The organism is Pseudomonas sp. GV047 (genome assembly GCF_003058245.1).
In the GTDB taxonomy this organism is placed as follows: domain Bacteria; phylum Pseudomonadota; class Gammaproteobacteria; order Pseudomonadales; family Pseudomonadaceae; genus Aquipseudomonas; species Aquipseudomonas marginalis.
The window spans coordinates 966,063-984,529 of the sequence record NZ_QCWA01000001.1; the positions used below are offsets into that span (position 1 = coordinate 966,063).

The following is an 18,467-nucleotide window of genomic DNA, read 5'->3' on the forward strand; positions in this document are numbered from 1 at the left end:
GTCACACCTCTTGGCGCTCATTCAAGCGACTGGACAGTATTCAAGAACAATGGAACTTATGAACAGATAACCCGCGCTCCAGGTAAGGCAAGCAGCGCGGTCAGCGCGTTATCCAACTCACCGATCAGCCTGTCGACATCCCCTTCACTTGTTTGCGGACAGCACAGGGTCATGTTGTGAAAAGGCGTGATCAGGATCCCGCGATTGATCAGATAGAGATGCAGCGCCATTTGAAGGCTGTCATGAAAAGCCGCCTCGGCTTGCGCGCCGGTTCTGGGCGAGGTGGCACAGAATTGAAACTCACAACGAGCCCCCAACTCGGTTACCGACCAGTTCAGTTGGTGCCGCTTGAACAACGCTCGAAATCCCTGGGCCAGTCTTGAGGCCAGGGGCAGCATGCGCTGGTACGCAGACTCGGTCATGACCTCTTCGAGGCTGACGCGCATGCAGCGCATCGCCAGTGCGTTGGCGGACAAGGTGGTGCCCATGCCACTGTGGCCATGCCCGCCGCTCGCTTCGCTGATGCTTTTCTGCGCATCGTGCATGGCCAACGCAACGTGCTCGGTCATGCCAAAGACTGCGCAAGGCACGCCACCGGCGATGGGTTTCCCCACTACGAAAAAGTCGGGCTTCAAATCCCATTGGCGCGTGCATCCACCGATGCCGGTAGAAATAGTGTGGGTCTCATCAATGACCAACAGACTGCCGTATTTTCGCGTCAGCTCGCGGCACTGTTGCATGAACCCCGGATCGGGCAGGACCATGCCGATATTGGTCATCGCCGGCTCGCACATCAGCGCGCACACGTCGCCCTGAGCTAAAGCAGCCTCCAGTGCAGCGACATCATTGAAGGGAATGGATCGACTGTATTGGGTCAAGTCGTAGGCTTGTCCCACCAGGCCCGAACGGTGCACGGTCTTGCCCTCTCGGTAACGGACCATCACGTCATCCACGGTGCCGTGATAACAGCCGTCGAACACCAGTAGAACATTGCGCTGGGTGATAGCGCGCGCCCAGCGCAGCACATAACGATTGGCGTCGGTAGCGTTGGCGGTAACTTGCCAATAAGGCAACTCAAATCGCTGGGCCAGCAACTCAGCGCAGACCACCGCGTCTTCGCCGGGCAGCATCGTGGTCAAGCCATTGTTCGCCTGCTCGGCTATGGCGCGGGCGATAGGATCAGGTGAGTGGCCAAACATCGTGCCGGTGTCGCCGAGGCAAAAGTCTATGTAGTCATGACCGTCGACATCGGTGAAGCGGGCACCTTTGGCACGCTGGACAAAAAGCGGCGAAGGCATCGACCAATCGCTCATCCAGTGCATGGGCACACCGTTGAACAGCGCCGCCTTGGCACGCTTGGCCAGCGCCATTGACATTGGGTTGTTTTCTATAAAACGGGCACGCTCGGCTGCGGCAAAGGCAGCAATCGCTGATTCACCAACTCCACTGTTCGACATGATTAGAACCCTTTGTTAAGTATCACCTTAGTTAAACTTCGTTGCCGTATAGATAAGCCACACGCCCTCATTCTCCAGGTGCAGCAACAGCTCCCGAATATTGGGTGAATATCGCTCCGCAAACTTATAACGTGGGTGTTGGCTTTAACTATTTACATTGCCAGCTGATATACAGCCTTGATATATCGCGCAGATGTTCATTCAAACGTCATTAACCGGATTGAGGGGCTTTATTCTCGACCAGGCAATTACCGCCATCGACCACGATAACTTCACCGGTGATGTAACTGGATTCTGGAGACGCCAGAAATGCAACCGCCGCCGCCACTTCGTGGGGACTGCCTGCCCGCCCGATCGGGGTAAAGCGCCCCGCCTCTGCTTCAACCGGCGTGGTTGAGCCCGTGGTGATCCATCCGGGCGCCACGCTGTTGACAGTAATCCCGTGCTTGGCGACTTCAAGTGCCAGTCCCATGTTCATGCCCACCATCGCGGCTTTGGCAGCGCTATAAGCGGCTTCGCCCGGGTTGCTCCCGCGGGTGCCCGTGGTGGAACTGATATTGACAATGCGCCCGTAACTTCGCGCCCTCATAGCGGGCAAAACAGCCTGCGTCAGAAGAAAAGCGGTGGTTAGGTTTCTGGCCAGTGAAAGGTTCCACTCATGCAGTTCCATACTCGCCAACTCCGAGAAAACCTCAGGGCTGCCTTGCATGGCCATACCGGCGTTATTCACCAGAATATCGACCCGCCCCCAGACCGACACCGCCCAGAGGCCGAATTCCCGCACCTGACGTTCATCGGTGAGGTCAACCGCCCTGCCCTCCACTTCAAACCCTTCTGCGAGCAGCTCTTTAACGCGTTCCTCGATGCGGCGGCTACTGGCGGTGATGATCAATCTCGCACCCGCTGTACCTAGCCTGCGAGCGATCGCCATGCCAATACCCGCTTCACTGCCGGCACCACTGACAAGTGCCACATGCCCCCTCAAATCAGTATTTAACATGGTGTTCCCCACGGACTTCATTTGGAATAGAAGTGGAAATTAGGCTAATAAACCTGATAAAAAAAGACGATCATCATCAGAAAATCTGACAACCACCATGGCGTTCACCAGTGAGTCACTGAAAGTTTTCCTTGCGGTTGTCGACAGCGGCTCCTTTTCCGCCGCCGCACGCAAATTGGGGCGGGTCCCCTCGGCCATCAACATGGCGGTGTCGCAGCTTGAAGCCGAACTGGATTTATTGCTTTTTGACCGATCAACCCGCAAAGCCATTCCTACGGCAGCCGCCAAAGCACTGGAGCCCCAGGCTCGACAGGTCGCCAGCCAGTTAAACCTGCTCGACGCCCATGCGCTCCAGCTTCATCAGGGGTTGGAGGAGCGCTTGGTCCTTGCGATGGCGCCGGAGTTGCAGACAGGCGTATGGAATCGTCCGCTGTCCATTATCGCCCGGGAGTTTCCCACGCTTGAAATCGAGATTCGCTCCGCGTCCCATCCGGAGGCGATGCGCATGCTCCATGAAGGGCGTGTGCAGTTGGCCCTTGGATTTGAACGACCAGGGCTTGACGAGCGGGAGACGTTTCTTGAAGCGGGGAGCCAATTGCTGGTAGCCGTTGCCGCTCCGGATCATCCTGCGGCCGCCGGCAAGAAAAGCCCCTTGAGTGAAGAGCAACTGGTCAACGTTCGGCAGATCATCGTGGCTACTGGAGGGCCTACAGACTCTGATCCACGTGTTGTGCTGTCACGGCGGATTTGGCACAGCGACAATTACCTGGCAACGCTGGATCTGGTCCAGCAAGGATTGGGCTGGGCTTATCTTCCACAGCCGTTGGTACAACCTCTGATCAGTTCGGGCGCATTGACGGAGGTGGTGTTTGACAACATGCCGAGTCAGATGCGGCTATGGGTCGATATCATCTGGGTAAAGAACCGTCCCCTGGGGCTCGCAGCGAGTCGCTACCTGAGCCTGATGCGCAAGATTGTCGAGGACGAGCCGCGGCGTGTTTGAGAAAAAAACCAGCCGTATGGCTCATTGAGGCCATTGCTCAAGCAGTATCGAGACGAATTTCTCCGCCGCCGGCGAAAGCGATGCTCCCCGGCGATAGACCAGGCCCAAGGAGCGGTTCACAACCGGCTCGATCAACGGGACGCTGACCAAGGTTGGATGATCTTCAGCCGGCATGGCCAGGCTCGGCATCGCCGAAACCCCCAGGCCGGCCTCCACCAGGCCCAGCGAAGTCGAGAGGTGCTGTACCTCGTAGAACCATTGCGGCCGCCAACTCAAGCCTGACAACGCGTGATCGAGCAGCATGCGGTTGCCGCTCAGGCGCCCTACCCCGATCAGGCGGTAATCGCTCAATTCGGACCAGGTGACCGAACTGCGTCCAGCCAACTCGTGATCACGCCGGCACGCCAATACAAAGGGCTCGCTGACCAGGGGCACGAACTCAATGTCCGGATGCTGCCCACTCATCATGTTGATCCCGAAGTCGGCCTCTCCCCGCAGCACCGCTTCAAGCCCCTCATTGGCACTCAAGTCCAGCAGGCGGATGCGGATTTTTGGGTAGCGCTCGTTATACAGGCGAATGACTGACGGCAGGAAATAGAAAGCCGCAGTAGGGATACACGCCAGGGTTACCCGGCCAATCTGGCGTTCGGCCAGTTCACGGATATTGAGAATCGACTCATCGAAGTCATCCAGCAACCGACGTGCCTTGGGAAGAAAGTCACGACCGACACTCGTGAGGCTGACCTTGCGCGTGGTGCGATCCAGCAACGAGGTGCCCAACCCCTCTTCCAGTTTTTTAATTCGGCGACTGAGTGCCGGTTGAGACAGGTGCAAGGCATCGGCTGCTTCGTGAAAACTGCCAAGTTCAGCGATTTTCACGAAGGATCGAATGTCATTCAGCTCATATTCCATGTCTTATCTCACCCGCACAAGGCGTCAAAAGGAAACTCAGCGTAAATTTATCATTCGCAAAACGCAATAATCTCTTCAATCTTTGCATTTGAAACATTTTTTAAAGCTTGAGACTCTTGCTCCAAGAACATCAATTACACCGATTGATCAACAAGAGTCAGTATCATGCAAAGAATTCCCTGTGTGCTGATGCGCGGCGGCACCTCGAAAGGTCCGGTTTTTCTTGACTGGGATTTGCCCGCCGCCGTTGAGGCCCGCGACGAACTGCTGCTTAACCTGATGGGCTCCGGTCATGAACTGGAGATCGACGGCATCGGCGGTGGCAGCCCGCAAACCAGCAAGGTTGCGATTGTCAGCCCTTCGCTGCACCCGGATGCGGACGTTGATTACTTGTTCGTTCAAGTGATGGTTTCACAACGCAGGGTCGACAGCGCCCCCAACTGCGGCAACATGCTGTGCGCGGTGGGCCCGTTCGCCGTCGAGCAGGGTCTGGTCAAAGGCACCCCGGAGCGCACCCGTGTGCGTATTCGCAACCTAAACACCGGCACCTTTATTCACTCCGACGTGTACACGCCGGATGGCAAAGTCAGTTACGAGGGCGATACCGCCATTGATGGCGTGCCCGGTACGGCCGCACCGGTGCAACTGACGTTCCTCGACGCAGCCGGCAGCAAGACAGGCAAGCTCTTTCCCACCGGTAACACGCAGGACGTGATCGATGGCATTGCGGTGACCTGTATCGACATGGCGATGCCCATGGTGCTTGTCGACGCCAGCCAACTGGGCAAGCGCGGCGATGAGAGCCCGGCGGAACTGGACGCCGATAAGGAATTCCTGCGACGCCTCGAGACACTGCGGCTTCAGGCCGGCCTGGCCATGGGCCTGGGCGATGTCAGCGACAAAGTGATTCCCAAGCCGGTACTGGTTTCGCCCGCGAAAGCCGGGGGCACGATCCAGGTCCGTTACTTCATGCCGCACAACTGCCACCGCGCGCTCGCCATTACCGGCTCGATTGGTTTGGCCACTGCGTGCGTGATCGAAGGCAGCATCGTTGCGCAGATGCTCGGCGGGATCAGTACGCCGCGCCTTGAAGCGGTGCGGATCGAACACCCGAGCGGCGGAATTGATGTCGTATTGTCCTACACCGGCGTCAACGGTGAGACAATTCAGGCCTCAGTCGTACGCACCGCCCGCAGGCTTTTCTCCGGCTACGTCTACGCCACTGACTCGCAGCGCCTTGCCGGATAAATTCCGATAGTCGTTGGCATTTTTGCATCCGCACAATTCTAAAAATGGGTGATGCCATGAAAGTTGTTAAATCGCTCTACTTCCAGATCCTCTGCGCCGTGGCGCTCGGCATCGTGGTCGGGCATTTCTGGGCCCAGCAGGCCATTGCACTCAAACCCCTGGGTGACGCGTTCATCAAACTGATCAAGATGATGATTGCGCCCGTGGTGTTCTGCACCATCGTCACCGGCATCGCCGGGATGAGCGACAAGCGCTCCCTCGGGCGCCTGCTGGGCAAAACCATGCTGTTGTTCCTTGTCCTCACGGTGATCAGCCTGGTAATTGGCCTGGTCGCGGTGTACGTGTTCCAGCCGGGCGTCGGCATGAACATCGATCCCAGCCAGCTGAGCACCAAAGGATTGGCCCAGTACACGGAGTCGGCCGCAAAACTTGGGGTGGTGGAGTTTTTCATGCACATCATTCCCGAGACGTTTATCGGCGCCTTCAGTAAAGGTGAAGTGTTGCCGGTGCTGTTTATCGCGGTGTTGTCCGGCTTTGCCTTGTCGTCGCTGGGCGAGCGTGGCAAACCGGTACTCGACGTGCTCGAATCCGCCTCGCAAATGGTCTTCAAGATCTTTTCCTACCTGATGCGTTTTGCACCGGTCGGCGCTTTCGGGGCCTTGGCGTTCACTGTCGGCCAGTACGGCATCACCTCGCTGGGTTCGCTGGCGAAGTTGATCATGACCTTGTACATCGCCTGCGGCTTTTTCGTCTTCGTGGTACTGGGCAGCATTTGCCGCGCCAACGGCTTCAGCCTGTGGAAGCTGCTGCGCTACTTTCGGGAAGAGTTCCTGGTGGTACTCGGCACCTCCTCCACGGAACCGGTGATGCCGCGCATGCTGGAGAAACTCGAGGCACTGGGTTGCAAAAAAGGCGTCGTCGGCCTGGTGCTGCCCACCGGCTACTCGTTCAACCTGGACGGCACGGCCATCTACCTGTCGTTGGCGGCGATTTTCATTGCCCAGGCCTGCAACATTGATCTGAGCCTGACGCAGATCATCACCATGCTGGCGATCATGCTGCTGTCCTCCAAAGGCGCCGCCGGGGTTACCGGCAGCGGGTTCGTGGCACTGGCCTCGACCCTGACGGTCATTCACGACATCCCATTGGCCGGCCTGGCATTGCTGATCGGCGTTGACCGCTTCATGTCTGAAGCTCGCGCCCTGACCAGCCTGGCCAGTAACGCCGTAGCGACGGTGGTGATTTCGATGTCTGAAAATGCCTGCCACCGCGACACGCTGAACCGGATGCTCGACGCAAAATCTTCTGCCGCACCGGGAAAAGCCTGGGACGACCTGAAGGGCGCCAAACGCGTCTAGAGACAACCGGATAACGCTTCCCCCCTGACTTGACTGACCCCCCTCCCCGCCAGGCGCGTTGTGCCGCCCGGCGGGTCAGGGCTCGTGCGCCTCGGCGTCAGCCATTTTTACGATAACAACAAGAGAATCGTCCTATGCTCGCTTTCCTTGGCTTGGCCATGGTGGTCGTATTCACCTATCTCATCATGACGAAGCGCTTGTCGCCCATCGTCGCGCTCACCGTGGTTCCCATCGTCTTCGCGGTGATCGGCGGCTTTGGAGGCACCACTGGCAAGATGATGCTCGACGGCCTGAAAATGGTCGCCCCGTCTGCCGCGTTGCTGCTGTTTGCGATCCTGTTCTTCGGCCTGATGATCGACGCAGGCCTGTTCGACCCGCTGATCCGCAAAATCCTGAAGAGGGTCAATGGCGACCCGATGAAGATCGCCGTAGGTACGGCCCTGCTGTCGTTGCTGGTAGCGCTCGACGGCGACGGCACAACGACTTACATGATCACCTGCGCCGCAATGCTGCCGCTGTATAAACGCATCGGCATGAACCCGATGATCCTGGCAACCATCTCCATGCTGTCGCTGAGCATCATGAGTGGCATGACGCCCTGGGGCGGCCCTGCGACACGGGCTATTGCCGCGTTGGGCCTGGATGCCGGCGAGTACTTCGTGCCGTTGCTGCCGACCATGATCGGCGGTGCCCTGTGGGTGATCTTCACGGCCTTCATACTGGGTCGCGCAGAGCGCAAGCGTATCGGCAACGTGCAGCTGCAAAGCGGCGGCGGCGATTGCTACATCGATGCGATTCTCGAGGACACGCCCCACAAACGTCCGAAGCTGGCCTATGTCAATCTGGTGCTGGTGATCGCGGTGATGGCGGCGCTGGTGATGGGGCTGATGCATTCCGCGATCCTGTTCCTGATCGGCTTCGTGCTCGCGCTGATGATCAACTACCCGCAATTGGACATTCAGAAAGAACGCATCCTGGCGCACTCGGGCAATGCCATGACCGTGGTGTTGCTGGTATTTGCCGCCGGGATCTTTGCCGGGATCTTTTCCGGTACAAAGATGGTGGATGCCCTGGCACAGACCCTTGTCGACTGGATCCCGCCATCCTGGGGCCACCTGTTTCCATTGGTGGTTGCGATCACCAGCATGCCGCTGACCTTTGTACTGTCCAATGACGCCTACTATTTTGGCGTGGTGCCGATCCTGGCCAATGCCGCCGCCGCTTATGGCATCGATCCGGTTGAAATCGCCCGCGCCTCGATCCTGGGCCAGCCCGTTCATCTCATGAGTCCGCTGGTGGCCTCGACCCTGCTGCTGGTGGGCATGGTCGATCGCGATATCGGCGACTTCCAGAAGGCCACCGTCAAATGGGCCGTGCTGACCTCCCTGGTCGTCACCGCCCTGGCCTTGTTGACCGGGGCCATCAGCCTGTTCACCTGATCCACCCATAACCCCTGCTGCCTTCCAGCGCGCCTCACTCACGAGGCGCGTGCCGACCTGTACCCCAAATAACAACAACGAGTCATTTGCCATGAACCCTATGTATACCCGTCGAGCTTTGTTTTGCGCGTTAGGCCTGGTACCCGTCGCGGCGGCCAACGCCGAAGGTTTTATTGATGACAGCAAGCTCAAGCTGCAACTGCGCAATGTGTATTTCAACGAGAACTTTCGCGACGAGCACGGCTTGAGTGCGCGGGCCGCCAGAACGGCAAAGAGCGAACGCACCGAGTGGGCCCAGGGATTTCTGCTGGACTATCAGTCCGGATTTACCGCGGGCACCCTCGGCTTCGGCGTGGACGCCTTGGGGCTCTATGGGGTAAAGCTCGATTCAGGGCGCGGGCGCAGCGGCACCGGGCTCATGCCGGTGCATGATGACGGGCGGGCGGCCGGCGAGTTTGCCAGCGCCGGCGCTACGGCAAAAGCCAGGTTCGCCAAAACCACGGTCAAGTACGGCACCTTGCTGCCCAAGACGCCGGTGCTGATTTACAACGATGCGCGCTTGTTGCCCCAGACCTACCAGGGCACCCAGGTCAGCAGCAGCGACATCGAGAACCTGACCGTGACCGGCGGGCATCTGGACCGTTTCAAACTGCGCGACTCCACCAACAGCGTGCCGATCGTGCCTGATGGCTACAGCGGGGAAAAGTCCGGAGATTTCAACTACGCCGGGGCTGAGTACAAATGGGGCAAAAACCTGCGCTTGAGTTATTTCTACGGGGAACTCGAGCACTTCTACCGACAGAACTTCGCCGGTGTCCAGCACGACCTGCCGCTGGCCGGTGGCGTGCTGACCAGCGACCTGCGCTACTTCAACAGCGTTGATAGCGGCTCGGCCTATGCAGGCAAAATCGACAATGACATGTTCAGCGGCCAGTTGTCCTACGTGATTGCAGGCCATACCCTCGGTGGCGGCTACCAGGCCCTTCGCGGTGATGCCGGATTACCCTACATCAGCGGCGCGACCGTCTACTCGTTCAGTAATGCCGGCATCGGCAAATTCATTGAGGAGGACGAGAAGACCTGGATGCTCAACTATGGCTACAACTTCGCCGCCGTCGGCGTGCCCGGCCTGACCTTCTCAACGCGCTACCTGAGCGGCAATGACGGCAAGTCCACCACCACAGTCAAGGAATGGGAGCGTGATACCGAGCTGGCTTACGTTGTGCAAGCCGGCACGTTCAAGGGGCTGGGCGTGCGCATGCGCAACTATGTCTACCGTTCTGAGTTCTCCCGCGGCCGCGACAGCAATCGCCTCTACCTCACCTATGACATCGCCCTTTGGTAAGTCGACGATCGCGGCCCTTGCGGCCGCTTTCCTACAGATTCAGGTGAGGAACCCCACGCATGCTGTTTAAAAACAAAGTACTGATGCTGGTGCTGGCCCCGGTGGTGCTGTTGTCCACGGTACTGGCGCTGACAACGAGCACCACCTTGCTGTCGAGCGCCGAGCAGGAAGTCACGGCGACCCGGGAACGCCTGCTGGATGAAAGCCGGGAACGCTTGAAAGACTACGCTAACCTTGCCCGAACCTCGGTAGCGGAGCTGTATGCGCAGGCCGAGACGGGGGACACCGCAACGCGTGCGCTGGCGATCGCGCGGCTGTCCCGGATGAAGTATGGGGACGACGGCTATTTTATCGGCTACGACAGTCAGGTCGTGCGCCTGTTTCGTGGTGACAGCAGCGAAGGCGTCGGCACCAACATGAGTGAGCGCAAAGACAGGAACGGGCTTTACCTGAACCGGGAAATGGTTGCCGCCGCGAAGAACGACACCCACTTCGTCAACTATTCGGGGGCCCTGATCAATACGGATAAAGTCGTTCCCAAGCTGGCTTACAGCTTTTACCTGCCGGCCTGGGACATGGTCGTGGTCACCGCGATCAATCTCGACCGAATCGAAAGCCAGGTTGCCCAAGTACGAGGGGAAATCCATCAGCGTGTGCGCAGCCTGGTCTACGGGATAACCGTCATTGCCTTGATTGCGCTCGGGATCACCGGCGTGCTCGCAGTGTTAATGGTTAAAAGCAGCCTGCGTCCCCTGTCGCGGATTCGCGAGCACCTCGATGAAATCGCAGCGGGCGAAGGCGATCTGACGCGGCGCTTACCCATCAGCCGCGACGAGTTCGGCCAGGTGGCCGTGTCGTTCAATGCCTTCGCCGATAAGATTCATGGGCTGGTCGGCCAGATCGTCGGCATGGCCAGAGAACTGAATATATCCGTGACCCAGGTGGCCGAACAGAGCAAATGCATCGATCAGGTCATGGAACGGCAACGCCAGGAAACCGATCAAGTCGCTGCAGCAATCAATCAGATGTCATCTGCGGCGCAAGAGGTCGCCAACAGTGCCCAGAGTGCTTCAGAGGCAGCAGGCGAAACCGATGTGCAGGCCCAGCACGCCAGGCAGGTCGTCAATGAAAGCATCACCCGGTTGGGCAGCCTGACCGAGGACCTGTCCGCGGGAGGCGCCTCGCTGAAAAGCCTGCAAGGCGATGTAGCAGGCATTGTCACGGTGCTGGATGTGATCCGCTCGATCGCCGAGCAAACCAACCTTCTCGCACTCAATGCCGCGATCGAAGCCGCCCGGGCCGGGGATGCAGGTCGTGGATTTGCCGTGGTTGCCGACGAAGTACGCGCGCTGGCAAGCCGGACGCAACTCAGCACCCAGGAAATTCAAGCGATGATCGAGCGCCTTGACCAGGCCACCACCAAGGTCGTCACTGCAATGAGTCACTCCGGCGCAGCAGGCCATGGCGCCAGCCTGCACGCGGAACAAGCCGGGCAATCGCTGGGCAAGGCGGTCGAGTTGATCGTTACCATCAACACCATGAACGCGCACATCGCCAGCGCCGCGCAAGAGCAGACGTCGGTTGCCGAAGCCATCAATCGCAGCGTCCACCAGATAGCCCGCGCGATTGAAAACGTCGCAGACCAGACCCAAAGCGGCGTACATACGGTCGATGAGCTGTACGCCATCGGTCATCGCCTGGAAGGCCTGTTGAGGCAATTCAAGATTTAACCAGGACGGCGTTCAACCGGGACTGTCATTTTTGCCGAGGCGTTTCTGCCGCTTGAATCGGCCCGGTAGGCGGAGCGAGATGATCGCAACTGCCCAACCCCCTATCGCGCGTTTAACGTATGCACATTCACAAGTAATTTTCCCAGCCCATAGGTATGCTCCGCGTTTATTGCCGATCACTGATACCGGGATGCCAGCCCAAGTCTCTGCTGCTCAGTCGCAGTTTATGGAGCCGTATCCTCAAGGACGCTTGAACGATGAGTACCCTCACGCTGGACATCAGCAACCTGACGCCACTGCCTTACCACCAGCAGGTGGTCGATTACCTGAAAACCAGTGAGTCCGCCGTGTGGAGTTGGGCTTCGTCCCTGGGCGCCCAGCAGGAGCACGCCCAGGATGTGCGCGCGCAATTGCTGCGGGACACCTATCGGCTCGGCCCCGAGACCCACCCGCAGGCCTATCAGGCGTGTGAAACGGCTTTGCAGCAGTTGCAGATCCAGGCGCCCGCCACTTTGTACCAGGCCGGTGATGGCGCGATGAATGCGAGCCTTTATTACCTGGCCGGTGAAGTGCATGTGGTTTTTTACGGACCGATTCTTGAGCGGCTCGATGCCCAGGAGTTACTGGCGTTGCTGGGGCACGAGCTGGCCCATTACCGATTATGGTCGGAGCACGACGGTGACTATCTCACTGCCGAGCGCATTCTCAATCACGCAATGGCCGATGCGTATACGCCGCCAAGCCTGGAGCAGACCGCACGCTTATACAGCCTGCACACCGAAATCTACGCCGACCGGGGCGCTGCGTTGGTAGCCGGCGGGCCAGAGGCGTCAATTACCTCGCTGGTCAAGGTGCACACCGGGCTTGTCAGTGTTGACGCGGCCAACTATCTGCAGCAGGCCCGCGAGCTGGATGACAAGGATGCGCAGTTGTCCCAGGGCGTGTCGCATCCGGAGACGTTTCTACGTTCCCAAGCAGTCGACAGCTGGTGGCGGCAGGTCCCGGATACAGAGGCGTGGCTGCACCGCCGTCTACGCGGGCCGTTGTCGCTCAATCGCCTGGATGTGACCGACCAGGTCGAGCTGACCGCCCTCACCCGCGGCTTTATCGCCAGCTTTATCGGCGCAGCCGTGTTGCAGTCGGAGGTTGTACTCAATCAAGTGCGTGGCTTCTTCCCCGACTGGAAGGACAATGAAGTGCCCCTGGACCTGGGTACGCTGAACGCCGAACGTATCGACGCGAGCATCCACGAATACCTGCACTTCATCATGCTCGACCTGTGCCTGGTCGACCGCGACCTGCGGGATGAAGCATTGCTGCATGCCGCCCGCACCGCGAAGAAACTCGGCAGCGCCGACGACTTTATCAGCGTACTCAAGCGCGATATCAAATTTCCAAAACGTGAGCTCGACCCGCTCGTTCGCGCGCTCAAAGCGGAGGTCGACACATGGACCCAATAACCCCAACCGTCACGTTCACTCAATTGCTGCAGAGCCACGATGGTGCCGCCGTGCCCATCGATGATGTGCTGTTCCTGGCGCTGCCCCTGCTGCGCCAGGTAGCGCAACTGCATGAACTGGGGCGTGTCGCCCAACTCGGTTACCTCGATGTAATACAAGGGCCGGAGCGCTCCCTGCAACTGCGTAACCCCGAGGGCGTGACGCCGCGCCTGGCGCTGGACGCGATCAAGCAGGTGCAGCCCAATCCGGAATCGGCGCTGAATATTGTCGGCAAGGTCCGCCTGGTCCGGGATTCTGAAAGTGGCGTGGCCATTACCGACCTGCAGGTCCAGGAAGACCCGCACCAGGCTATCGACCACCCGGTGTTCCTCACAGAGTTGCACGCTTGGGAGCATCGTCTCGGGCATCACGACGAAATCACCGATATTTTCCAACTCGGCCAGTTACTGGCGTGCCTGGCCTGCGGCTTGGACTTTGCCGACATCAACGACCTCAAGACGTTTGCCCGGCACCGGCGCAACCTGTTCCAGCTCAATGGCCGGCTCAACCCGGTGCTGGCCAATCTGATCGTCGAGATGACAGAGCTTAACCGCCATGAGCGTGCCACGGATGTCGGCTCGCTGGTACGGCGCCTGGAGTCCTGGCGCGAGCAGCCGGCCAGCCTGGATGTCGAGCGTGTGCTGGCCCAGGCCGAAGGGCCGGCTTCACGGCGCACCGTCGTGCTGGAACACCTGCGCAACCGGCTATTCGACCTGTCGCGGCGCAATCGTCTGCTGTACTTCCGGCCGACCCAAGCCAACGTCAACCTGACCGTCGCCAGCGTACCGCTGGTGATGCGTATTGAAAGCATCCGCCCCGAAGCACTGTGCACCTGGCAGCCGACCTTCGGCGGTTTCTCCGAGCAGGTACTGAGCGGCAAGCCCGTTGGCCTGCAGCAATGGCTACGCTTTGACGACCAGACCTGGCTGCAAGCGTCCCTGGAACGCATCATCCAGGAAACCCGCCGCGACCGCGCCGAGTTCGGCTTCAGCAACCTACGCCTTGTGGTGGCCTTCATGCGCTGGCACAACCTCAAGGACACGCCGGAAGAACGCATTGTCACCCCGCTGCTATGGCTGCCGGTGGAACTGAGCCGCAAGAAAGGTGTGCGCGATCAGTTCATGTTGCAGTGCGATGAAACCGAGGCTGAATTCAACCCGGTATTGCGCCATCAGTTGCGTCAGCTCTACGATATCCAGTTGCCGGAAACCGTCGACCTTCAAAAGACCTCTCTGGAAGACATCCACGCTGATATTGCGCGCCAGATCAAGCTGACCGAGCCCGGCGTTGAGCTGCGCCTGCAAAGCAAGCCGCAAATCGAACTGATCCACCAAAAGGCCGTACAGCACCTGCACCACTTCCAGCGCCGTCGCGCACGTCAGCGCTCGGCCATGCCGTTGGTGAAGCCGGACTTCAGCTACGATCGCGAAGATTACCGCCCGCTGGGCCTGCAACTGTTCCAGCAAAAAGTGCTGCCCAGCGAGTTGCCGCTGCGCCTCGCGGTCGGCGCCAAACCCTCGCTGCGCACCCAGCATCCGCAGATGGTCGCCAGCAGCACCGAAAACAGCACCTTCGCCATGCCCGAAAACCAGGGGCACCGCTACGCATGGGACATCGACCTGACCCAAGTGACACTGGCCAACTTCAACTATCGCAAGATGTCGCTGGTACGCGACTACGCGCAGTTGATCGACGACCCGGCCCAAAACGAAGCGTTTGACCGGATGTTCTCCATCGAACCGAGAGAGGTCGAAGTTCAGGCCCCGGAACCGATCCCGCTGCCGGAACAATGGAACGTAGTGGCCGGCGACGCTACGCAGAACGCTGCCGTCGCACTGGCCCGCACCGGGCGCAACTTCATCATTCAGGGGCCACCCGGCACCGGTAAGTCACAGACCATCACCAACTTGATCGCCGACTATGCGGGGCGCGGCTTGCGGGTCCTGTTCGTGTGCGAAAAGCGCGCCGCACTGGATGTGGTATTCCACCGTCTGCAACAGAGTGAACTGGGCGAATTGTGCTGCCTGATTCACGATTCCCAGACGGACAAAAAAGCCTTCGTTGGCAACCTGCGCGAGTGTTATGAGCGCTGGATTGCCGGCGACGCCCAATCGCCCCAGCTCCAAGCACGACGCAGCGCCACGCTGAGCACCCTGAGCCAACAACTGGGCCTGATTGAGCGCTTTGAACAGGTTATGGCCGGCGTTCCAGAGACGCTGGCTTGCTCGGTGCGTGAGTTGGTGCGTCATTTGATCGACCTGCCGGCTGTTGCAACAAAACTGCCACCCGAAGTTATGGAGCGGTTGCCCGAATGGCGTCACTGGCAGGCACATAGTGAGCTGATGGGGCGCGTGTATCAGGCGATCAACGAACGCTTTGGCCTCGACAGTTTCGCGCGTCACCCCTTCAGCCGCCTCGGCGCAAGCCTGGTTACCCACGAACACGCCTATGGCCAACTCAAGGCATTCCTGGATGAAGCCTGCGGGCTCATGGACAGCGTCGAGCAGTTTCTGGAGGCATCGTCGAGCCTGCTTTCCAATGACACCCGCCTGGACGATGCGCGGGTACTGACCCAGGCTGCCGAACAACTGAGCGGCGCCAATCTGGCCTCGCACCTCGACCTGCTGGAGCCCGGCTCACCGGGCTCCCAGGCGCTGCATGCGGAACAGGCGGCATTGCAGACCCTGGCCGTGCAGCAACACAACGCCAGTGAAGCCAACCATTTTTGGCGCGACAAACTCGCCCCCCAGGACACTGACGCCGACCGGGAGCTGGTGCAGCGTCTGGAAGGTTCGCTGTTGCGTTGGCTGAAACCGTCCTGGTGGCGACTACGTGGCGAACTGCAACGACGCTATGACTTCAGCCAGCACGCGATCCGCCCAAGCTATCGCAGCGTGCTCGACAACCTGGCCGGCGAACACCGCGCCACCGCCGAGCTGCAGGCCGAGCAGCAGCGGTTGCAAAGCCGCTACGGTGTCCGGGATATCGATGTGTTCGTGCAACACCTGCAAGCCCTGCTCCAGCAATTGAGCACATCACCCTTATTGCGCCAGTGGGTCGAAGGCCAGCGCGCAAATCCGAACGCCTTGGCCAGCGTGCGTCAGGAAGCCAGCCTGCACCAGCCATTGGCACGCCTGGCCGAGTTGGTTGCGCAACATTGTGCATTCCAACCGGCGCCAAGCTTGGGAGTGCTGGCTGAATACCTGCGCGACCTGCGTGAAGAAATCGACGAACTGCCCGACACCCTCCCTCTGCTCAATGAACTGTACCAGGCCGATTCCGCCTGCCTGATGGCCATGCAACAGCACGCCCTGCCGCAACCGGCGCTGGATGGATTGATTGCCCAGGAGAACCTGACCCGTTTGTATCGCGCCAACCCGCAACTGGCACGCTTCGACGGCCCGGCGTTGAGCCTGGCAGTCCGTCAGGTCAGCCAAGCTGAAAGCAACCTGCTCAAGCACAACGCCCATGTACTCAGTGCCACGCTGCATCAGCGTTTTCTGGAAAATGTGAAGCAGTCGGCGATGTCGGTGACCCAACTGGATGCCCAGGCCCGTGAGTTCAAGAAAGCCTATGCCAAGGGCCGCCGCGAACTGGAGCATGAGCTGGGCAAGACCATGCGTTACCGCTCCATCCGCGAAATGGCGAGTGGCGACAGTGGCCGGGTGATCAACGACCTCAAGCCCATTTGGCTGATGAGCCCGCTGTCGGTGTCCGACACGCTGCCACTGACGCCGGACCTGTTCGACGTGGTGATTTTCGACGAAGCCAGCCAGATCCCCAGCGAAGAAGCCGTGCCGGCCTTGAGCCGTGCGCAGCAGGTGATCGTGGTGGGCGACGAGATGCAATTGCCACCCACCAACTTCTTCTCCAGCGCCGGCGACCAGGACGATAACGAACTGGTTGCCATGGAAGACGGCGAGCAGATTGCGATCAACCTCGATGCCGACAGCCTGCTGAGCCAGGCCGCGCGTAATTTGCCGGCGACCTTGCTTGCCTGGCACTACCGCAGCCGCCATGAAGCGCTGATCAGCTTCTCCAACGCCGCCTTCTACGAAGGGCGGTTGATCACCATCCCCGACCGTCGCATCGAACGCCCTGCCCCTGCCCATGCGGCGCTGGACTCCACGGACGCCCAGGCAGTGATGCAGGGCGCCGACACACTGCTCGACAGCCCGATCAGCTTTTTGAAGATGAGCGATGGCGTTTACCTCAGCCGCAGTAACCTGGCCGAAGCGCGTTATATCGCCAACCTGGTGCGTGAGCTGCTGCAACGTGAGACCGGCCTTAGCCTGGGGATCGTGGCTTTTTCGGAAGCCCAACAGGGCGCCATCGAGCAGGCCCTGGAGGACTTGGCCGCCAGTGACTCGGCCTTTGCCACTCGCCTTGAGCGCGAGTATGTGCGTGAAGATGCCGGGCAGTTCAATGGCCTGTTCGTCAAGAACCTCGAGAACGTTCAGGGTGATGAACGCGACGTGATCATCCTGAGTATCTGCTACGCGCCCGGACCGAACGGCAAGATGCTGATGAACTTTGGCCCGATCAACCAGCGCGGAGGGGAAAAACGCCTCAATGTGATCTTCAGCCGTGCGCGCAAGCGCATGGCGATCGTTTCCAGCATTGAGGCAGAGGCCATCACCAACACCCACAACGACGGTGCTGCGGCACTGCGCGCTTTCCTGCAGTTCGCCCAGGCCAGCGCCAGTGGGGATGCGCTGCGCTCCCAGGGTATCCTCGCCAACCTCAACCCAGGCGCCAAGCAATCCTTTGCCGTCAGCCTGCCCAAGGACAGCCTGCGCGGAGCCATCGCCGTCGCGTTGCGCAAACGCGGGCATACGGTGCAGGAGTATGTCGGGCGTTCGCAGTTCCGCTGCGACCTGGCGATCAGCGACGCCAGCGGTGAGCACTTCAGCCTTGGCGTGCTGCTGGACGGCGATACGACGCACGCGACTGACGTGAAAGAGCGTTATATCTTCCGCCCGACCGTGCTGCGCAGTTTCGGCTGGAAGATCATCGACGTGCTCAGTCATGACTGGCTGCGGGACCCAATGGACGTGCTGAATCGTATTGAAGCGCTGCTAAGGAATGATGAGGTGCCCGCGCTGCCAGAGCCTGAACCGGAAGTGGAACCTGCAGCGGTTGAAGTCGAGCCGCCGCCAGCCACTGAAGCAGCGATTCCGATGCGCGAGTTCACCTTTGGGGAAGGTAACTCCAACAAGTTCTGGCGTATCGGCGTCGCAGAGGCGGAGGTTGTGGTGAGCTTTGGTCGTATCGGCACCAAGGGCCAGACCCTGATCAAGTCCCTCGACAGCCCGGAACGGGCAGAGCGCGAAGCGCAAAAGCTGATCGCGGAGAAACTGCGCAAAGGGTATCAGGAGCAGGCGGGGCTCGATCACACCGAGCCGCGCTGAGTCGATCCGGCATTGTGCGCCCTCCTGCTCCAATACCATCAACGTGCGCTTTCCCCGCATTTTTT

Annotated in this window: 11 protein-coding genes and 1 pseudogene; 9 read left to right on the forward strand and 3 right to left on the reverse strand. The window is 59.8% G+C overall.

Annotated features, from left to right (window positions below; genetic code table 11):
- Positions 1-56: 56 nt before the first annotated feature.
- Positions 57-1,457 (reverse strand): aspartate aminotransferase family protein, encoded by a 1,401-nt coding sequence (locus C8K58_RS04450; protein ID WP_108573125.1) that lies wholly within the window; start codon positions 1,455-1,457, stop codon positions 57-59.
- A gap of 211 nt (positions 1,458-1,668) precedes the next feature.
- The gene (locus tag C8K58_RS04455) at positions 1,669-2,457 is read right to left on the reverse strand and encodes an SDR family NAD(P)-dependent oxidoreductase (protein ID WP_108573127.1); all 789 of its coding nucleotides are present in this window, start codon (positions 2,455-2,457) and stop codon (positions 1,669-1,671) included.
- A 97-nt stretch (positions 2,458-2,554) separates the two neighbouring features.
- Here C8K58_RS04455 and C8K58_RS04460 point away from each other — a divergent pair, with 97 nt between their 5' ends.
- Positions 2,555-3,460: a LysR family transcriptional regulator gene (locus C8K58_RS04460; protein ID WP_092484232.1), complete on the forward strand. Its 906-nt coding sequence runs from the start codon at positions 2,555-2,557 to the stop codon at positions 3,458-3,460.
- A 21-nt stretch (positions 3,461-3,481) separates the two neighbouring features.
- Here C8K58_RS04460 and C8K58_RS04465 read toward each other — a convergent pair whose 3' ends face one another.
- Positions 3,482-4,372: a LysR family transcriptional regulator gene (locus tag C8K58_RS04465; RefSeq protein WP_027605835.1), complete on the reverse strand. Its 891-nt coding sequence runs from the start codon at positions 4,370-4,372 to the stop codon at positions 3,482-3,484.
- A 165-nt stretch (positions 4,373-4,537) separates the two neighbouring features.
- On the opposite strand from C8K58_RS04465, the gene C8K58_RS04470 reads away from it, so the two are divergent.
- The 8 genes and pseudogenes from C8K58_RS04470 (at position 4,538) to C8K58_RS04500 (ending at position 18,402) form a co-directional block, all read left to right on the forward strand.
- A complete protein-coding gene (locus C8K58_RS04470; RefSeq protein ID WP_108573129.1) occupies positions 4,538-5,620 on the forward strand; it encodes a 4-oxalomesaconate tautomerase in 1,083 nt (360 codons plus the stop codon).
- Between the two features lie 44 nt (positions 5,621-5,664).
- Entirely contained in the window at positions 5,665-6,978 is a 1,314-nt protein-coding gene (locus C8K58_RS04475; RefSeq protein WP_108573131.1) for a dicarboxylate/amino acid:cation symporter, read from the forward strand.
- Between the two features lie 134 nt (positions 6,979-7,112).
- Complete coding sequence (locus C8K58_RS04480) at positions 7,113-8,417, forward strand: CitMHS family transporter (RefSeq protein ID WP_027605832.1); 1,305 nt, start codon at positions 7,113-7,115, stop codon at positions 8,415-8,417.
- Positions 8,418-8,517: 100 nt separating this feature from the next.
- The gene (locus C8K58_RS04485; RefSeq protein ID WP_371263378.1) at positions 8,518-9,762 is read left to right on the forward strand and encodes an OprD family porin; all 1,245 of its coding nucleotides are present in this window, start codon (positions 8,518-8,520) and stop codon (positions 9,760-9,762) included.
- Between the two features lie 83 nt (positions 9,763-9,845).
- Positions 9,846-10,634, forward strand: a pseudogene (locus tag C8K58_RS33005) (cache domain-containing protein); the annotation flags it as partial.
- A gap of 102 nt (positions 10,635-10,736) precedes the next feature.
- On the forward strand, positions 10,737-11,492 hold the full coding sequence (locus tag C8K58_RS33010; RefSeq protein ID WP_371914529.1) for a methyl-accepting chemotaxis protein: 756 nt from the start codon (positions 10,737-10,739) through the stop codon (positions 11,490-11,492).
- A gap of 257 nt (positions 11,493-11,749) precedes the next feature.
- The gene (locus C8K58_RS04495) at positions 11,750-12,952 is read left to right on the forward strand and encodes a M48 family metalloprotease (protein WP_108573136.1); all 1,203 of its coding nucleotides are present in this window, start codon (positions 11,750-11,752) and stop codon (positions 12,950-12,952) included.
- Positions 12,940-18,402 carry a WGR domain-containing protein gene (locus C8K58_RS04500; protein ID WP_108573138.1) on the forward strand — a complete coding sequence of 1,821 codons (5,463 nt, stop codon included), beginning with the start codon at positions 12,940-12,942 and terminating at the stop codon, positions 18,400-18,402. Before C8K58_RS04495 ends, C8K58_RS04500 begins: the two co-directional genes overlap by 13 nt.
- Positions 18,403-18,467: the final 65 nt, after the last annotated feature.